General features: G+C 69.0%; 18 protein-coding genes. 12 read left to right on the plus strand and 6 right to left on the minus strand.

The features are described 5' to 3' along the window. Both ACWEVS_RS44330 and ACWEVS_RS44335 read right to left on the minus strand, forming a co-directional pair. Positions 1-185 (minus strand): transposase (locus ACWEVS_RS44330; protein WP_452557035.1); only part of this gene is annotated, 185 nt, incomplete at its 3' end. A 40-nt stretch (positions 186-225) separates the two neighbouring features. Then, positions 226-396: a hypothetical protein gene (locus ACWEVS_RS44335; RefSeq protein WP_452557037.1), complete on the minus strand. Its 171-nt coding sequence runs from the start codon at positions 394-396 to the stop codon at positions 226-228. A gap of 75 nt (positions 397-471) precedes the next feature. On the opposite strand from ACWEVS_RS44335, the gene ACWEVS_RS44340 reads away from it, so the two are divergent. From ACWEVS_RS44340 to ACWEVS_RS44360, 5 genes are all read left to right on the plus strand, one after another. Continuing rightward, a complete protein-coding gene (locus ACWEVS_RS44340; protein ID WP_452557039.1) occupies positions 472-1,716 on the plus strand; it encodes a tyrosine-type recombinase/integrase in 1,245 nt (414 codons plus the stop codon). Positions 1,717-1,842: 126 nt separating this feature from the next. Beyond that, a complete protein-coding gene (locus ACWEVS_RS44345; protein ID WP_452557041.1) occupies positions 1,843-3,123 on the plus strand; it encodes a hypothetical protein in 1,281 nt (426 codons plus the stop codon). A 338-nt stretch (positions 3,124-3,461) separates the two neighbouring features. Further along, positions 3,462-5,048 carry a hypothetical protein gene (locus tag ACWEVS_RS44350; protein ID WP_452557043.1) on the plus strand — a complete coding sequence of 529 codons (1,587 nt, stop codon included), beginning with the start codon at positions 3,462-3,464 and terminating at the stop codon, positions 5,046-5,048. Further along, positions 5,045-5,500, plus strand: coding sequence for a hypothetical protein (locus tag ACWEVS_RS44355; protein WP_452557045.1), 456 nt, complete (start codon positions 5,045-5,047; stop codon positions 5,498-5,500). Before ACWEVS_RS44350 ends, ACWEVS_RS44355 begins: the two co-directional genes overlap by 4 nt. Before the next feature lie 145 nt (positions 5,501-5,645). After that, positions 5,646-6,380, plus strand: a complete 735-nt coding sequence (locus ACWEVS_RS44360; protein WP_452557047.1) for an NUDIX domain-containing protein — start codon at positions 5,646-5,648, stop codon at positions 6,378-6,380. A gap of 285 nt (positions 6,381-6,665) precedes the next feature. On the opposite strand, the gene ACWEVS_RS44365 is transcribed toward ACWEVS_RS44360, so the two are convergent. Continuing rightward, a complete protein-coding gene (locus ACWEVS_RS44365) occupies positions 6,666-8,045 on the minus strand; it encodes a helix-turn-helix domain-containing protein (RefSeq protein WP_452557049.1) in 1,380 nt (459 codons plus the stop codon). A 206-nt stretch (positions 8,046-8,251) separates the two neighbouring features. On the opposite strand from ACWEVS_RS44365, the gene ACWEVS_RS44370 reads away from it, so the two are divergent. The 6 genes from ACWEVS_RS44370 (at position 8,252) to ACWEVS_RS44395 (ending at position 13,905) form a co-directional block, all read left to right on the plus strand. Continuing rightward, the gene (locus ACWEVS_RS44370; protein ID WP_452557051.1) at positions 8,252-9,010 is read left to right on the plus strand and encodes a hypothetical protein; all 759 of its coding nucleotides are present in this window, start codon (positions 8,252-8,254) and stop codon (positions 9,008-9,010) included. A gap of 62 nt (positions 9,011-9,072) precedes the next feature. Next, on the plus strand, positions 9,073-10,341 hold the full coding sequence (locus ACWEVS_RS44375; RefSeq protein ID WP_452557053.1) for a UDP-N-acetylglucosamine 1-carboxyvinyltransferase: 1,269 nt from the start codon (positions 9,073-9,075) through the stop codon (positions 10,339-10,341). Continuing rightward, complete coding sequence (locus ACWEVS_RS44380) at positions 10,341-11,378, plus strand: serine hydrolase domain-containing protein (RefSeq protein WP_452557055.1); 1,038 nt, start codon at positions 10,341-10,343, stop codon at positions 11,376-11,378. Before ACWEVS_RS44375 ends, ACWEVS_RS44380 begins: the two co-directional genes overlap by 1 nt. A gap of 18 nt (positions 11,379-11,396) precedes the next feature. Continuing rightward, complete coding sequence (locus tag ACWEVS_RS44385) at positions 11,397-12,482, plus strand: UDP-N-acetylmuramate dehydrogenase (protein WP_452557057.1); 1,086 nt, start codon at positions 11,397-11,399, stop codon at positions 12,480-12,482. A gap of 217 nt (positions 12,483-12,699) precedes the next feature. After that, positions 12,700-13,635: a PIN domain-containing protein gene (locus tag ACWEVS_RS44390; protein WP_452557059.1), complete on the plus strand. Its 936-nt coding sequence runs from the start codon at positions 12,700-12,702 to the stop codon at positions 13,633-13,635. 81 nt (positions 13,636-13,716) lie between these two features. After that, positions 13,717-13,905, plus strand: a complete 189-nt coding sequence (locus ACWEVS_RS44395) for a hypothetical protein (RefSeq protein WP_452557061.1) — start codon at positions 13,717-13,719, stop codon at positions 13,903-13,905. Positions 13,906-13,972: 67 nt separating this feature from the next. On the opposite strand, the gene ACWEVS_RS44400 is transcribed toward ACWEVS_RS44395, so the two are convergent. The 3 genes from ACWEVS_RS44400 to ACWEVS_RS44410 form a co-directional block, all read right to left on the minus strand. Next, positions 13,973-14,704: a hypothetical protein gene (locus ACWEVS_RS44400; protein WP_452557063.1), complete on the minus strand. Its 732-nt coding sequence runs from the start codon at positions 14,702-14,704 to the stop codon at positions 13,973-13,975. A 590-nt stretch (positions 14,705-15,294) separates the two neighbouring features. Beyond that, positions 15,295-15,723 (minus strand): NUDIX domain-containing protein, encoded by a 429-nt coding sequence (locus ACWEVS_RS44405; protein WP_452557065.1) that lies wholly within the window; start codon positions 15,721-15,723, stop codon positions 15,295-15,297. After that, positions 15,707-16,069, minus strand: coding sequence for a MazG nucleotide pyrophosphohydrolase domain-containing protein (locus tag ACWEVS_RS44410; protein ID WP_452557067.1), 363 nt, complete (start codon positions 16,067-16,069; stop codon positions 15,707-15,709). Before ACWEVS_RS44410 ends, ACWEVS_RS44405 begins: the two co-directional genes overlap by 17 nt. Before the next feature lie 343 nt (positions 16,070-16,412). On the opposite strand from ACWEVS_RS44410, the gene ACWEVS_RS44415 reads away from it, so the two are divergent. Next, positions 16,413-16,946, plus strand: coding sequence for an NUDIX domain-containing protein (locus ACWEVS_RS44415; RefSeq protein WP_452557069.1), 534 nt, complete (start codon positions 16,413-16,415; stop codon positions 16,944-16,946). The last annotated feature ends 201 nt before the right edge of the window (positions 16,947-17,147 follow it).

The following is a 17,147-nucleotide window of genomic DNA, read 5'->3' on the forward strand; positions in this document are numbered from 1 at the left end:
TAGACGGTCACCCACGACCCGAACCGCTCGGGCAGATCACGCCAGGGCAGGCCAGTACGCGCCCGGTAGAGCACCCCGTTGATCACCATCCGGTGATCGTTCCACCGACCGCCGCGCATCCCGCCAGCCGGCAGTAACGGCACCAGCCGTTCCCACTCGGCGTTCGTCAGATCACCACGACCCATATGCCAAGAGTGACAAGACCAGCGCTCACCGTCAGGAGATCTAAGAAACAGCTCCTAGGCGCGCGCCCGCCCATGCCGCAGCATCATCAAGCCCGAACCAGCGCACCTGGGAGAACTCACGCGGGTCGGGTTCGATGACCGCGCTGCGATCGGCGGCGAGGATGAACCACAGCGAAGTCGTTGCATAGTTGGCGTGTCCTGATTCCTTCATGCCAGTGACCATGTGATCCCTCTCGCCACGATTGTCAGTTGCAGTCCTATATGTAACGAATCTAGGTTCGGGCCCATGCAAGTCATTGGGTTTCAGCCAGCCGCGTGGGAGTCTTGGGGACTCGAGCGCCAGCCTCTGATCTCTACCGGAATGCCGGTCCTGATCGACGATGACTTGCTGTTCGAGGACGCTGATGGCGTCCGGCCCGCAGTGATCGTGAATCGGTGGTTGCGGGAGCTTCCCGCCAGCGGCGCGCCAGCTCAGCGTACGTGGGAGGTCTACGCAGGCGTCCTGCGGCAGTGGCTGGAGTTCTTCGCCGAGCGGACGATCGACCCGTTGGGAAGCGAACGGCCCGAGATGCGGGCAGCCCTGGGCGCGTACGCCGAGCATCGGCTGACGGGACCGCTGGAGTTGCGGCTGGCTCCTGCCACGTGGAACTTGCACATGAACGTGCTGTCGGGGTTCTACAAGTGGGCGGTCGCGGAGGGGTACGCCTCGGCGGTGCCGTTCACGTATCGGACGGCCATCCGCACGGTCGACCAGATGCGGGTCGAGGTCGAGCGGAACATGGCGGCCCTGCGCAAGGCCAAGCCGCACTCGACCATCAAGTACCTGGAGAACGACTTCGCGGATCTGTTCGTGAAGGCGCTGGCGGGTCTGCGGCCTGACGGCCAGCCTGACGACTCCTATCGAGGACGGCAACTCGGACGCAACGCCGCGATGGGGGAACTCGTGCTGGCCAGCGGGCTGCGCCGCAAGGAGTTCACCCACCTCCTGATTCACGAGATCCCGCCGCTGCCGAACCGCCGGACCGTCGTCCCGGTGCCGTTCCTGGTGTCCCACAACCTCGGCAAGGGCGGAAAACAGCGCACCACCTGGATCACCTACGAGGCGCTCGTCAAAGTGCATGAGTACATCGCGATGGAGCGGGCGATCGCCGTCAGCGGGTCGACCTGGCGGCCCGCACGGGGCGAGCCGCTACTCGTCGAGCATCCCGACTGGGAGGGCGCGACCATCAACGGAAAGCGCATGTCCTGGCGGGTGCTGACCACCCAGGAGCGTCTTCGTCTGGTGGAGCCCGGCGGTGGGTCGAGCTTGCTGGCGCTGCAGTACCGCGACGGCGGCATCGGATCCAAGGAATCCGCCAAGGCCTACGGCTGGGCGCTCCGCCGCATGGTCAGGGAGATGTCGGCGAACGGCTTCAACGGCGGCGCATCGGACCTTCGTCGCCACCATCTGACCCGGCACTGGCTCACGAGCACGAGACAGACCGAGCGGCCTGAGCGCCTTGTCCTGAGCGCCCTGGAGGAGACGGGCTAGGCCCTTGATCCGGAGGTCTCCCGGTACCTGGACGGCCGGAGCCTCAATGCCAAACCGTCCACCGAACCGCTGAAGTCCTACACCGAAGGTGAGTGGAGGCGGATCACCGAGCACGCTCAGCGGATCGTGACCGAAGCCGCGCAGGCTCAAGCCGAGGCCCGCCGGACGGCGGTCGGCGCCGATCCTCGCGAGGCCGGGCTGGGGCCCGGCCAGATCACGGCCGGGGACATCGCGCACCTGCTTCTCGCCGCCGGTCCGCTGAGCCGACGCGAACTCTGCCGTTACCTGGGATGGGGCTACACAGACTCCGCCACCAAAGCTGCCCTGTCCTCCGATCCCCTCGGGTCGGTGAGAGAAGCGCTGTTCCCCACCCGGGAGGTGGTGAACGCCTACAAGGTGCTGTTCGCGACCTTCACCGGCATCGTCCCCGATGGCATCTCCTCGCTCGGGATCGAGGACATCGTGTGGGCCGGCGACAGCGACATCCTGCTCAGCTACATCAAGGGCAGGACCGGCCCGGAAGGACTTCACCTCCCCAAGCGGGCCGTTCGCCTGCTGGAGCGCTGGCTCACCTACTCGGCGCCGCTGCGGAGCTTCACACCCGAGCCGTTGCGCTCCGAGCTGTGGATCTACACCTACGGCCCGGGCTGGTCACGACCTCCGATGGTCGTGAAGCCTGACAAGTACACCGGGAGCCTGGCGACCTGGGCCGAGCGGACAGGCGGGATCAGCGCCGATGACGGATCGCCGCTGCACCTCCACAAGGGGCGGTTCAGACCGACGTATGAGAGCTTGCTGGCGAGCCGGGGCTGGACCGGCCGCACGACCATCGACCCCAACCACACCGCGGGAGTGGAAGGCGACCACTACCTGGCGGCCACAACGCCCGCCCAGATCGACGCGGTCGAGACGCTCATCGAGGAGGGGCAAAGCGACCTTCTTCGCAAGGCCCTGCCGCCGACCGTGCTCACGACGGAGCAGACCGTCGAGCTGGTCCAGCAGTTTCCAGACCTGATCGCTTCGCTCGGGCTCGATGATGCGGCGATCACCGAGCTGGTCGGCGGGGAGCGTGATGTGTTCACCGCGGCGTGCGCCGACCAGCTCTCGGGCCAGCACGGACCGGCCGGGCAGCCCTGTCCGGCCCGGCCCTGGGTCTGCCTGATGTGCCCGCTGGCGGTGTTCCTGCCGCGCAACGCATCGAACCTTCTCCGGCTGCAGGCGTTCTTCAGGCGCCAGTTCCGGCAGATGCCGTCCAACCAGTTCATGCGGGTGTTCGGCCCGTACGCAGATCGCCTCGACACCGAGATCCTGCCCCGCTTCGACGAGCTGACGGTGCAGGAGGCCGCCGCCGAGGTAACCGACGACGATCAAGAGATCCCGTTGCGCCCCGAGGAGACCACCCTGTGATGAGGTCCGCGATCACCAAGGAAGCCTCGCGGCCGAGAGCAGGTCGGCGCCGGTCGGTCTTCGCCGGCGTCGATGTGTGCGAGGCAGCGGGACTGAGGCTGCGGCCAGGCAGCCATCGGCCGCGGTTCGAGGAGCCGGTGTGGCTCCTGGACGGGCTGGCAGACGCCCCGGTGACGATGGGAGCGTCGGAAAAGTGCTGGGAATTCCCCATCATCGGAAATCCACGGTGGCGGGTCCTCGCCCAGGAGCACCTGCTCGCCCTGGCCACCCCTCGGCACGAGGCGGTGGCGGAACTCCCGCACACCTTCCGCACGCGGCGCAGCCCGCGGACCTGCTACTTGGTGCTCAAGGAGCTGGCCAGTTGGTTCAACTGGCTCACCGGCCAGGGCGTGACCGAACTCGACGAGGTCACCCAGGACCACTGCGCCGTCTACCTACATGAGCGGTCCTTCAGCAAGCCCACGCGCAACCAGCCGCAGCGTCGCCTGGATCCCGACTCGCTCAAGAAAACCGTCGCTGCCGTGCAGAGCATCGCCTACTACGGCGAGCTCTACAGCACCGACCGCTACCGCGATGGGTTCGTGCCGTGGAACGGGCAGAAACCCTACAAGGTGGTCGGACTCAAGATCACCCGAGCGAACAAGATCCCCGCTCTACCGGACAACGTACTGCGGCCACTCCTCGCCGCGGCCCTGTTCATGGTCGACGTGATCGGCCCCCACCTCGCGAGCCTCCTGGACGAGACGGGCGGCAGACCCGCACCAGGAAGGAGCTGCCGCTGGCCCACGCACGATGTACTGGTGGCCCGGGCGGACGACGAGACCCTGGTGCCGTGGACGGCGCCTTCCATGACGGCCAGGGAGATCAACGGCCTGGTTGCCCTTGCGACCACGGCCGCGCAGGTCGTGACCTCGGCTGTCACCGGCATGCGCAGCAGCGAACTCGCCGAGATCGTGGTCGGCTCCCGCAAGAACCCCGTCCCGGCCCCGGGCGGGGGGCTACGTTTCCGGCTTGCCAGCAAGGTCATCAAAGGCCGTGAGTTCGGCGGAGACGATGACGAGTGGGTGGTGCTCCCCGAGGCCGACCGCGCAGTGGCGCTCGCCGAGCGCTTCGTCCTGGCCCGGCCATCCCGTGCTCGCGACAGGCATGTCTTCCCCGCCTGGAACACCGAGCCCTACTGGCGCTTCCGCGCGTGGGCGAACGGACCCGGCGGCCGGCAATTCGGTCTCGAGCCCATCCCCGACGGTCCCTGCACCCCTCGAATGCTCCGCCGGAAACTCGCACAAGAGATCGCCCGGCGGCCCGGCGGGCTCTTGGCCGCCAAGGTGGCCCTGAAGCACGTCTCCGTCGTCACGACCGAGGGGTACTGCAACCGCCCGGACGGCTCGCAGGCCCTGTTTCTCGCCGAGGTCGAACAGGCCCAGAAAGAACACCACCTCCGGCTCACCGCCGATATCTACCGGGACTACACCAGCGGCATCATGCCGACCGGGCCCGGCGCCCGGCACCTCATCGACGCGTTCGAGCACATCGACAACGTGCTGAAAGAGAGCAGCCAGACCGCGCCGGTCGTCATGGACACCGAACGAATCGAGAACATGCTGCGCGCCACGGCAGGCACCCTCCACATCGGGACGGCGAACTACTGCTGGTTCCGCGACCCTGCCCAGGCACTCTGCCTGCGGATGGCCGGAGCCGGTGACGCGACCAAACCTCTCGCCGGGCTCTGCGACTCCAGCCGGTGCCCGCAGGCCACCCATCACCCCTGCCACCGGCCGGTCTGGCAAGACCGGGCCGAGACGTTCGAGGTCTTCCTGGGCAACCCGCGCTTCCCCGCGGGTGAGAAGAAACGACTGCGCCCCGAATACGAGCGGACCCTGAAGGTCCTGACCCTGATCGACGCCTCGGAGGGGCCGAACCGATGAGACTCACTGACGAGCAGCGTCACCTCATCGAGGCGAGGATTCGCGCCGCCATGGACCGACTGCTGGCCGGGAACCTCCCGGCGGGCCGAAAGTGCGACATCAAGACCCTGGCCGCCGAGGCCGGGATCTCCCGCAACTCCCTCTACACAACGTACGAGCATCTCAAGAACGAGTTCGAGGAACGCAAGGCCCGCCTCCAGGCAGACGGGCAGATCACCGACCCGCGCGACGCTCAGATCGACCGGCTCAAGAAGGTCCTCGAGCGGCACAGAGCGCTGCTGGAGGAGAAGGAAGCCGAGCTGTCCGAACTGCGCGCCTTCAAGATCCAGGCCATCTCGGCGATCGCCGCGCAGTACGACGAACTCGAACGCCTCCGACGGCAGCTATCCCGGCCTGCCAAGGTCGCAGAGCTTCAACCCTCCCGCTCGAAAGGCCTCATCGGGCCCTGCTGATGCGCCAGCCGATCGTGTCCGCCAGTTGCGGACGGGGCTTCCCCCACGTCGCGTATCTACGCCCCAAACCTTGATCGACATGGCAAGCTGAGGGCGTTCGGACGACTGTCCGGTCCATCCTCACGAGACTTATTGGGGGTCGGCGATGCCGCTGCTGGAACAAGATGCACGCGGCGTTGTCCGCGACCTGGTCGCCAACGTGGTTCCCCACGATGAACAAGAAGCCGAGCACCAAGCGTGGATGCTCAACTGGGTGGATTCAGGGGCCCAGCTGTTCCGCCTGCGGAAACCGGTCACGCCGCCCCAGCACCTCGCGGTGTACGCGGTCCTGTTCGACGAGCCCAGCCGCTCGATCATGCTCGTCGCGCACATCCTCGCCAAGGCCTGGCTCATGCCGGGCGGCCACGTCGACGACGGCGAAGACCCTCGCGTCACGGTCGTACGCGAACTGCAGGAAGAACTCCAGATCGCACCACCGTTCCACCCCAACTTCGGCGACGACCCCTTCTTCCTCACCGTCACCTGGACCACCCCGCCAGCCAGCCACCAGGACGCGACTTTCTGGTTCATCTTCTCAGCTGATCGCGACGAACCGATCACGCCCGACCTCCGCGAATTCAGCGACGTACGCTGGTTCTCCCTCGACGACCCGGACGCCTTCACCAGCGGCAGCTTCGACCCTGGCTTCCACCGCTTCCTGGACAAACTCACCGCCCACATCGACGCCTCGCCTGACGCCGCGCAGACCCGCGTTGAACACGGTTTCTGTTGTCCGACGAAGCCGGAGAGATCTCGGACAACCTGCTCGCCTACCCCGCCCCTGACGCAGGCGCCTGCCCGTTCGGAGACGGGCGTGCCTCTGCACGGATCGCGGACCTGATCGAGCTCATCGGCCAAGGACAGAGCGCCGACCGCACCCCCCGCACGCCTGCTGTCCGGCGCCGCCATGGTCGGCGTACCGACTCCATGGGTTGCATCCGATACTTAGGTACAGGCTTACCGTCGTGGTGTGGCCGCCGCCGGGGCGGCCGGGAGGAGCCGATCATGCCTGATTCTGATCTGCCGATCATGTGCACGCTGACGCCGAACAAGATGGTCAACCGGCTGACGGAGTTCGAGGGCCTGTTCGCCCGCTTCGAGGGCTCCTGACTTTCGGGGGCGAGCGTCAGGAGATGCCGCAGCGCAGGGCCAGACCGCGCAGTTCGGGGCTGGTCCGGCCGGAGATCAGCAGCGATTGGACGAGGTCGCGCACGGCAGGGCGGGCGTGTGTCTCCTGCGGTGCCTGGCGTTCAGCGGCCAGCAGCGCGGCCAGGCAGTGGTCCCGGCCGCCGGACAGTCCGTGGGCGCGGGCCAGGTCGGTGAAGTAGCGAGCCCGGCGTTCGGTGGTGGGCAGGCCGGCCGGGCGGATGCGGCGGGCCGCGGTGAGGGCGGCGCCGACGTCCCCGGCGGCGTACTCGGCGGAGATGCGGTGCAGCTGGACGGTGGCGGGGGTGAAGCCGCCGCCGTGGTCGCGCAACAGCAGCGGACCTGCGATGAGGCGAGCGGCGATGGCGGCTGCCTCGTCGGTGAGCTCGCGCATGCCGGTCCGGTCGCCGCGGTGGGCGGCGGTGTAGGCGGCGCACTGGATCAGCAACCCGCGCTGGGCGGTGTACCGGGCATCGGACCCATCGGCCAGCGCGGGGTGTTCGGCGGCGCTCAGCGCGATGGTCATGGCCTGGTCATACCAGCCGGCCTTGCGGGCCAGGACAGCAAGCTGGCGCGCGGCCTCGGCGGCCAGCAGCGGCTTTTCGGCGCCCGCGGCCAGGACCCGGGCCCGGTCGGCGGCCATCCAGCCGAGCTGCTGGTCGTCCATTTTGACGAGCAGGCGCGTGATCAGGGTGTAGATCTCCGCCAGCATGGCGGCGCCGCCGGTCATCGCGTCACCGGCGGCGTGCGCGGTGGCCAGCAGCAGCGGTAGCCGGTCGGCCAGACGCACATAGCGGCAGGCGTGGAAGTCGGTGTGCGCGGTGGCCAGCGCCGCGCCGAGCTGCCCGGCGGGAACGTCGGCCGCGGCCGGGCCGAGCCCGAGCATGGCGTCGCGCACGCGCGTGATCAGCAGGGCACCGGCGTCGGCCTCGCTGACTGGACCGCCGGAGCGCAGCAGCGGGGAACCGGCCGCGGCCGTGAGAGCCAGGTTGGTCAGAAGCTGCCGTCGCCGCACCGGATCATCCTCCCCTGCTTGCCCGCTGGCCACGCTATCGGCTGCGGCGGCCGAGGGCAGCGCGGTTGCGGACAGGACCCGTGCGCGGTGTTCGACGGCGGCGTCGGGCGCGAGGCCGAAGGTCTGGGGGGCGATGTTCAGGGCGCCAGCGAAGCGGCGCAGCACCAGCAGGTCGGTGAGCGGGGCCAGGCCGCGCTCGTAGCGGGAGACCTGCGAGGCCGAATAGCCGGTGCGGGACCCGAGCTCGGCCAGGGTGAGCCCGGCGGCCTGGCGGGCCTTGCGGACGATCGCGCCATGACCCCGACCGGCGGTGCCGGTGGGCCGGTGCGTCGACGGCGCAGTCATCCGCTGGCTGCTCCAAAGCTGGAGACACGAGGCTCACTCCTCACCGTAACCGCCACACCACGTTCCGGCCAGACGCTTTTGCATGACACGCAAACCGCTGGCGCACCACGCCAGCGGCCCTGGCCGTGACATGGGCGGATGCGGCCTCCTGGAGACAGACAGGCTCCACCTTCCCGGGGCTGCCGACACCAAGGGAGAACCCTTTCGTGACCGCCATCACCGCCCCCCGCCAGCAGCAGGCCGCTGGCCGCACCACCACCGCAGACCTCCGGCTCACCCTCGCCCATTACGTCGATGTCACCGCTGTGGCCACCTCGTACGTGGCCGGCCTGCTGGCCCGCTGCCCCACCGTGTTCGGCATCAAGCCGACCATGAGCGCCGACCTGGAGGCACCTGACGTCCTCGCCCTGACCTGCGACGGTGCTCTCGCTGACGGGGCCGTTGCCGACGGCGCGCTGCTGGACGGCCTGGTCATCGTCCAGGCCGGGGCCTGCATCGAGGCCGGCGCCCGCATCGTCGGCCCGGTCCTGGTCTGTTCGGGCGCCGTGGTGGCGGCCGGTGCGCTGGTGCGTGACCACAGCGTGATCGGCCCCGGCTGCCAGGTCGGCTTCGGCGCCGAAATCTGCCGCAGCCTCCTAGTCGCGGACGTGCTGGCCAAGCATCCGTGCTTCGTCGGTGACTCCGTCATTGGGCGGCGCGTCAACATCGGTGCGTTCTGCTCGACCACCGCGCTGCGCTGCGATCGCGGCCCGGTGGCCGAGCCCGCCACCGAGGAGATCACCGTCACCCTGGACGGGCAGCGGATCGGTACGGGGCAGACCAAGTTCGGCGCGGTGATCGGCGACGATGTCGCGCTGCCTGCCGGCACCGTGCTGTCACCGGGCACCCTGATCGGCCCCGGCACCGTCCTGTATCCCCGCGACCACGTGGGCGGGTTCCTGGCCAGCGGCTCACGGGTGCGGTGAGCGCCATGGCCACTACACCAACCTCAGCAGGGGCGAGAGCCGACGATGGCCTGAACGTCACTGTGAAAGTCACCGGCGGTATCCCGCTGAACGGTCGTGTGCCGGTGCAGGGCAGCAAGAACATCGCGCTGCACCTGTACGCGGCCGTCCTGCTGGCCGATGAGCCGGTCATCCTGGAGAACGCGCCGGACATTCTGGACACCGGTGTGTGTGCGCACATCCTCACCGCGACCGGCACCCAGGCCCGCCGATGGGGCGACCGCCTGGCCGTCACCCCCGCCGCCGTCTTGACCCCGGCGATCGACGCGCGGCTCGGCCGCCGGGTCCGCACCACCGCGGTGCTCGCCGCCGCGGTGCTGGCCCGCGCTGGCCGGGTGAGCTTCCCCACGCCGGGCGGGGACGCCTTCTGCCAGCGTCGCATCGACCGGCACCTGGCCGCGATGCGCGCCGCCGGAGCCGAGGTGAGCAGCGACGGCGGCCTCATCCACGCGGTGTGCACACGCAGCGGGGTGCGCCCGTTCACGGTGGACGTGGCCACCCCGTACGGGCCGAGTCTGGGCGCGACCGTGACCGCGATGCTGCTGGCCGCCCGTGCCAGCGGCACCTCGCTGATCACCAGCCCGTCGATCGAGCCGGAAGTCACCGAGACCGCCCGCTTCCTGGCCGAACGCGGCGTCGCCATCGCCGTCGACCACACCGGCCTGCACGTGAGCGGCGGCGACCGGATCGGCGGCGGCACGTTCGCCGTGGCCGCCGACCGGATCGAGGCCGCCACCCTCATCCTGGCCGCCGCCGCAACCGGCGGCCGGACCCACCTGGAAGGCATCACCACCGCTGCCTTGCCCGAAGGACTGCGCCACGTCCTAGCCGACGTCGGCGTCGAGCTCACCGACGCCGACGGCACCCTGGTGGCAGGCGTGCCAGGCGAGCTGCAGGCGGTGCGGGCAGCCACCGGACCGCATCCGGGCTTGCCCACCGACACCGCTCCGCAACTGGCCGCCCTGCTCACACAGGCCCGCGGCACCTCCACGATCGACGAACGCATCTACCCGCGGCGCGACACCCACGTGGCCGGCCTGCGCCGCTTCGGCGCCGACGTGCACGCCACCGGCACCACCGTCCACGTGCGCGGCCCCGCCCGGCTGCGCGCCGCCGACGTGGAGGCAGGCGACATCCGGGCCGTGACCGCGCTGCTGATCGCCGCACTAGCCGCCCGCGGCACCTCTACCATCACCGGGATGTACCACCTGCGGCGCGGCTACGGCCACCTACCGGCCAAACTCGCCACGCTGGGAGCCGACATCACCATCGACGACGCGGAGGCAGCCTGATGCCCAGAGCTTTCACCCTCGACGACACCACCCGCCTGACCGAAGCCCTCCGCCAAGCCGTCGATGAACGCGTTACTCCCGGCGGCGTCATCGTCTGCGGCACTCGCGGTGGCGAACGGACCACCATCACCGCCGGGACCATCGGCGAGGAGGCCGACGCGCCGCCCGCCCACGAGCGCACCCTGTACGACATCGCCTCGCTGACCAAAGTGGTGGCCACCTGGCCGCTGGTCGGCCAACTGCTCAGCGACGGCAGACTGGAACTTGACGCACCCGTACGCGACTTCCTGCCCGCCATCGCCGGCGAGGCGCCCAGCGGACAAGCGACCATCCGCCAACTGCTGAGCCACACCTCGGGCCTGCACGCGGCCACCCGGCTGGACCACTACCGCGGAGCGACGGCGCCCCTGCATGAGCTGCTGTGCCGGGAGCCGCTGGAAGACAGTCCCGGCACCCATCGCTACATCAACCGCGGCTACATCCTGCTCGGCCTGGCCCTGGCGTACGTGAGCAGGCAGCCGCTCCACGAGCTCGCCGACGACCTATGGGACCGCGTCGGCATGATCTCCACCTTCTACGGCCCCGTCGCCCGCGGCGCCGACGTCGCCCCCACCGAGCAGCGCATCCCCGGTGCGCCCCGCATCTGGGGCAGCGTCCACGACGACAACGCCGCCCTGCTCGGCGGCATCGCCGGGCACGCCGGCGTCTTTTCCACACCAGCCGATCTGGCCTGCTACGCCGATCACCTCGTGACCGCGCACACCCACGACCGATGCGAACTGAGCGAGTGGCTGCACGCCAGCCTGGTCGGCCAGGCGACCATCGAGCCGGGCCTGCAGCGCGGCCTGGCGTGGATCCTCGCCGACGACTGCCGCATCGCCTACCACCACGGCTGGACCGGCACCAGCCTCTACCTCGCCCCGCACACCGGCCGCTACCTGGTGATCTGCACCAACGCCGTCTACCACGGCGCGGCCGCCCGCACCCGCCTGGCGCCGCTACGCGCCCTGGCACTGAAAACCCTCTCCGCCACCTGAACCGAAAGGGATCCGATCATGGGTGAGCAACTCTGTCAGCACACCACGCTCCGCCTCGGCGGACCCGCCCCCAACCTGCTCACCCACACCGACCCGACGCTCTGGCCCGACCTCGCCCATACCATCGCCCACACCGCCCGCCAGCAATCCGGGCCGCCGTTCACGCTCGGCGGCGGCAGCAACATCCTGGCCGCCGACGCCGGCTACCCCGGCCTGGTAATCCGCATGGCCACCACCGGGGTCACCGCCCGGCCCCTCGGCGACGGCGCGGTCGAGTTGACCGCCCAGGCCGGCCAGCCCCTCCACGGCCTGATCGCCCACGCGGCGGCCGAGCAGCTGTCCGGGATCGAATACCTGGCCGGAATCCCCGGCACCGCCGGCGCCGCCCCGGTGCAGAACAGCGGCGCCTACGGCCAGCAGATCGCTGACACCCTGACCGCCGTCACCGCTCACGACTGGCGATCAGGCCACATCGTCCGCCTGCCGGCCGCCTCGTGCGGCTTCGGCTACCGCACCTCCGTCTTCAAGACCCAGCCTGGCCGGTGGACCATCCTGGCCGTCACCCTGCGCCTGAGCCGCAGCCGCCACGCCGCGCCCGTCACCTACCGGCACTTGGCCGACACCCTCGACGTCCCGCTCGGCACCCGACCGCCGCTCGCCGAGGCCGTCACCGCCGTCCTGGCCGACCGACGCGCCCACGGGCTACTGCTTCCCGCCCACGGCCCGGACGCCCGCCAAGCCGGCTCGGTCTTCCTCAACCCACCCCTCACCCCCGCCCAGGCCGCCGCAGTCCGCGCGGCCGGTGGCCCGCTCCACCGCGACGCCGACAGCCACGTGATACGGGCCAGCGCCGGATGGTTGCTCCAGCAGTGCGGCCACCACCCCGGCCAGCGCCTGGCCCCGGGCGTGTACTGCTCCACCCGCCGCACCCTCACCCTGGTCGCCCGCGACACCAGCACCGACCTCGCCACCGCCACCGCGTTCGCCACCACACTGCACACCATGGCCGGCCAGGTGGAACGGCAGACGGGCATCCGCCTCCACCCCGAGCCCGTCGCGATCGGCCCTCATGCGCAACAGGGCCGTCGCCGACCGGCGGCCTGAACCCCTTACGAAGCCGTGGCCGTGACAAGCAAGTCAGGGGTAGCGGACCGAGGTGTCGCGGACAGCGTTTCTACCGGGAATACGATCGCCTCGCCGACCAGACGGTCCTCGGACTTCTTCAGCGGGCTGGGGGCTTCAGCTCACCTTTCGGCCCGCAGCGTCGACTGGCTGGAGAAACCAGCCGCCCCAGCCGCCTAGGTTCTGCGACGATCAGTAGGTGCTGATAACGCCTCGCCCCGGCACGGACCGGGATAACCTCCTGCAGGCGCTCATCCACGTCCATGCCGAGGTGGTCAACGCCCGGGGGGCGTCCGGCAACCTGATCGACTACCACCGGGCCTACGTGAAATGGGCCGACAACGCCGTCTATGCCCTGCGGAGCAGCATCAGCGCAGCCGACCTCGACCGGCTCGTCCTTACCCGCCGCTACTGGATGATCCAGCCGCTCACCACGGACCAGCTCGTGCAAGGCACCATGCAGCCGGTCATCAACACCGAACTCGCCGAGCGGACCGACGCTCTCCAGGCCGCGATCGACGCACTGCGACATCAGATCACCCGCTGGTCGCGCCCAGGCCTATTCGCCGTCGCGGACACCTCCGTCTTCATCGAGCACCCCAACAAGATCGGCGACATGGATCTCCGGCCGCACTTGGGGATTCGGGAGGAGCGGGTCCACCTGCTGCTCCCGATCATCGTCCTGGACGAACTCGACAGCCTGAAGAGGTCCAAGGACGAGCATGAACGCTGGAGGGCCAGGCACACTCTCTCAGTGATCGACGCCCGGCTCGCCAATCCCGCCGAACCCGGCGAATTGCGGGCCGAGGACTTCACGCCGCTGCGCGAGGGCGGGATTCCACAAGGTCAGATCACGATGGAGATCGTGTTCGACGCGCCTGGCCACAGCCGCCTGCCGATCGCTGACGATGAGATCATCGATGCCGCGTTGCGCATTCAGTCGCTGGCCGGCCGACGGGTGAAGCTGATCACCTACGACACGAGCCAGTCCACACGAGCTCGCGCCGCGGGCCTCGATGTCGTGAAGATCGCGCAAGATCCGGGGCCAGAGCCGGAACATCGGCGAGACCGCAAGAATGGGCAACGAAAGGCGGACCAGCATCGGCCTGGCCGTCCCGACTCCGCTGCACGGTGAGATGCCCACCTTCAACACCCCGATCATCCACGATGCCGTTTCCGCTGGCTTGCCATGGCCGCCGGGCGCCCGGCGTAGCCGGTGGATGAGCTGCTCGACAAGCTCGGCGACGACGCCCTGCTGAGCGACCTGGCGGCCGACCAGACGGCAGCGGCCTTCACCGCAGCATGGGAGAACACGGCCGCCCGCACCTGGAACCGCCACCGCTCCGGGAGTCGATCAGCACAGCCAGGTCGCTCATGCTCCATCGCGCGGCGGCCCAGGTGGTGAAGGAGCGCAGGGCCCCAGCAACCCGGTTACGGGCCGCCAACCGACGCCGATGGTGGCGATCGAGCAGTCAAAAGTGCGGGCAGGGATGCTGCTGGGCGGTCCACGGACTGTCGCTGCCGCTCCGGTAACGGTCATAGAATCCCCGGGCATGCGCGTACTGGCCAGTGGTGTACCAGGTCAGGCCGGGATGGCGGGTCTCCAGCTCGCGCAGGGCCAGCGTGCCGAATCCGCAGCTGTGCCACTCCGTCGAGAAGCTGATCTTCTTCAGCAGGCCGACCCCGCAAGGCTCGCAGATCGCGTACTGGACGCGCCCGAGCGAACCATCTCCATCGGCGGCGATCGAGAATTCATACGACACGGTCGGCTCGTCATCCATGCCTCGATGGCGGCTGGGCGTGGCGGTGGCCCGCGCAATCGTTTCCATTCGGGCGCGGCTGGCCGCGGCGTACAGGCTCCATCCCAGATCGGCATCCAGCTCGGCGATGGTGATCTCGCCCCAGCCCGTCACCTCGACGACCTCTTCCGCCAGGAAAGCAGTCAGGCGGGCCTTCCACACATCGGCGAACTCTGCCGGGCCGCGATGCTCGCTGTCCTGCTCGGCCACCGTCTGCTGGAAGGCCTCACGAACGATCGCCTGCATCGCCCCCCGCCGCACCCGCCGCTCGACGTCGTCGCGCTGCGGCGCCGCCGCGGCGATATCCCGCACCCAGGCCACCAGGCCGCGCAGCCCGGCCGGCCGCTGGGGCGCTGGGGCCGGCCACGACTCGGGCAGGGGCTTCCACAGTAATTGCACCAGCATGCAAGCACCGTAACGCGCGGGAAGTTTCGTGCCCTTGAGATCTGCCGGGTTGGTCTGGAGACGGTCCAGCCTCGGGCTCGGCGGCGAGCTCGCCCGAGATCAGATCTCGGCACTCGGGGCTGAGACGTCCGGTCGGCGTGCCGCAGCGAACTGCCGGCCGGGCCGCCTCGGGTGCGAGCGCCCCCTCCAGAACAGGGGCATCGCACCTCTCATGGATACCAGCAGCCATCCGGTCGAGATCGGTGAACACGGCAACTCTGCGTTCCCTGGCGGGCCAGCCGACAAAATGATGCTTCCCGGCGCGGGTTCGTTGTGTACGACGGCCAGCATTCCGCGAACTCGCGCGCTTCGCCCGGCGACCACGTCAACGACGGCGAAGCCCCCGAGGTACGGTCGCATGTGAACTGCAGGAACGACTCCAGATCGCCCGAGCGTTCACCCGGACTTCAGCGAGGGCCTCATGCCCGACAGCCACATGATCTTTGTCACATGGCGAAGAAAAGAATCAGGACACAGGCGCGACCTTCACGGGAGGAAGGGTTTTCTCCACGCGCATCGCTGAGCTGGACACTCAACTAATCGGACACGGCCTATGCCGCGACAAAGAGCGTCACGTCGGTGTGGCTGTCGGCTCCGCGCGTCTGGGTGATCGTCAGGAAGAACGGGCTGTCGCCGAAGTGCTCATGAAACGCTGGAGCGATCCCCAGCTCCTCGGCCACCTCCCGCTGCACGGTGTCCCGAGGGTCCTCACCGGGGTCCACATGCCCGCCGGGAAGCAGCCACGATTGCGCCTTGATGTGGTCGACGAGCATGATGGTCCGGCCGGTCTCATCCAGCAGCGCCGCGTACACCGCCAGATGGCGTGGCGGCGTGGCGGGCTTTGCGGTCCGAAACAGTGGCTCCCCGGAGCCGACCCACTCCAAGATCGCGGACTGATCAGCGGCTTCCTTCGCATCACAGGGAGAAGTAGCACTCACCAGCGCATGAACCCTCGCCCGTGCATCATCGACCGACAACATCGCAATCCTCTGGAAGCTCAACAAGACCGACTGAGCCCTGAGGCTCCTCGCCCACCTTGATCAGGGTGCCGGTGGCACTGCGCTCGTAGCGGCGTGTCACGTTCTTCGCCATCTTGGCCTCGACGGCCGAATCCAGATCGACGCCTGCCATCTCGGCGATGCTCACCAGGAAGATCAGGACGTCAGCGAGTTCCTCGCCGAGGGTGTCGGGGTGCTTGCAGGCGGCCTCGAACGCCTCCGACAGCTCGGCGTGGGTCAAGGCGAATTCCAGGGGCAGGTCGGTGGTGTTGAACCCCTTGGCCAGCTTGTTCTCCCAGGCCTGCTTCTGGACTTCTCGCAGGTGCACCCGGTTCTCCTGTGGCCGTGGTGGAGCCTCGTGTGCTCCCTGAGGATGACGGACGGCTGCGAGCCTAGCGGCCGGTGCACCTTTCGGGTCAGGGGAATGCTTCCTCCTGCAGTCCGCCTTACGCGGCTTTCGCGTTGGCCATGCTGAGGACCGTTGCGTGTCTGGCCAGGGCTACACCGTGACGGGGGTGGAACTGGAACACCTTGCCCTCGATATGGGCCGCGCTGAGCTGGCCATGCCCGGCCTGCTCGCCGCTACCTGACCCCGCACCCCGCGCGGCCCCGACAGCGGAAGCTCAGCCGTTCCTCAGACACCCGGGCCCGCGCGGGGCAATGCTGCCTCCATGACCGACTCGACCACACCTTTCTCCCACGTGAAGATCCGCACCGGCGCCCTGGTGTTCTGCGGCAACGATGTCGCGCTGATCCGCCGTGATCGGCCGACTGGCTCGCACTACACCCCGCCCGGCGGCAACGTGAACACCAGGGAAGACCTGATCGACGCCCTCCGCAGGGAACTCGCCGAGGAACTGCTGCTCGACCTCAACGATGCGACCCCGCCTGAGCTGTGCTGGATCCAGGACCAGATGGTCACCCGCCCCGGCCCCACCCCGCCCCCGCGCAAGATTCATATGATCTTCCGGTGCCACATCACCCCGGATGTCAAAGCCCGACTCGCCGCTGTCGAACACGATGACCTCCCGAACGGCGGCCAGGAACTCGGGATCATCGACTGGGTCGACTATCGCAAAGCTGGCCAGCTTCCGCTGTTCCCTCTAATCGGTGGACAGCTGAGCGCGCTCCTCACCCCACACTCGCCCACGGGAAACCCGTTGCTACCGCCCATCACAGACGCCAACTACACCTGGAAGGTGTGACACGAGGTCACACAGAATGAACGTTTTTCATCCTCGGGCGGCGTGAGCGACACGGTGGTTCTGAAGGACGGCGATGGCCTTGCAGAGGTGGCCGGCCTTGGAAGGTCTGCAGCGTAGCTTTCGGAGGATCTTCCAGCCTTTCAGCTGGGCGTTCGCGCGTTCTCCGGGCCCGCGGAGCCTGGCGTGGGCGCGGTTGGCCCG

The organism is Nonomuraea sp. NPDC003754 (genome assembly GCF_053605785.1).

Coding starts and splice junctions, on each gene's coding strand:
- ACWEVS_RS44335 (WP_452557037.1), bottom strand. CDS start 396: ATGAAGGAATCAGGACACGCCAACTATGCAACGACTTCGCTGTGGTTC.
- ACWEVS_RS44340 (WP_452557039.1), top strand. CDS start 472: ATGCAAGTCATTGGGTTTCAGCCAGCCGCGTGGGAGTCTTGGGGACTC.
- ACWEVS_RS44355 (WP_452557045.1), top strand. CDS start 5,045: ATGAGACTCACTGACGAGCAGCGTCACCTCATCGAGGCGAGGATTCGC.
- ACWEVS_RS44360 (WP_452557047.1), top strand. CDS start 5,646: ATGCCGCTGCTGGAACAAGATGCACGCGGCGTTGTCCGCGACCTGGTC.
- ACWEVS_RS44365 (WP_452557049.1), bottom strand. CDS start 8,045: ATGACTGCGCCGTCGACGCACCGGCCCACCGGCACCGCCGGTCGGGGT.
- ACWEVS_RS44380 (WP_452557055.1), top strand. CDS start 10,341: ATGCCCAGAGCTTTCACCCTCGACGACACCACCCGCCTGACCGAAGCC.
- ACWEVS_RS44385 (WP_452557057.1), top strand. CDS start 11,397: ATGGGTGAGCAACTCTGTCAGCACACCACGCTCCGCCTCGGCGGACCC.
- ACWEVS_RS44400 (WP_452557063.1), bottom strand. CDS start 14,704: ATGCTGGTGCAATTACTGTGGAAGCCCCTGCCCGAGTCGTGGCCGGCC.
- ACWEVS_RS44405 (WP_452557065.1), bottom strand. CDS start 15,723: ATGTTGTCGGTCGATGATGCACGGGCGAGGGTTCATGCGCTGGTGAGT.
- ACWEVS_RS44415 (WP_452557069.1), top strand. CDS start 16,413: ATGACCGACTCGACCACACCTTTCTCCCACGTGAAGATCCGCACCGGC.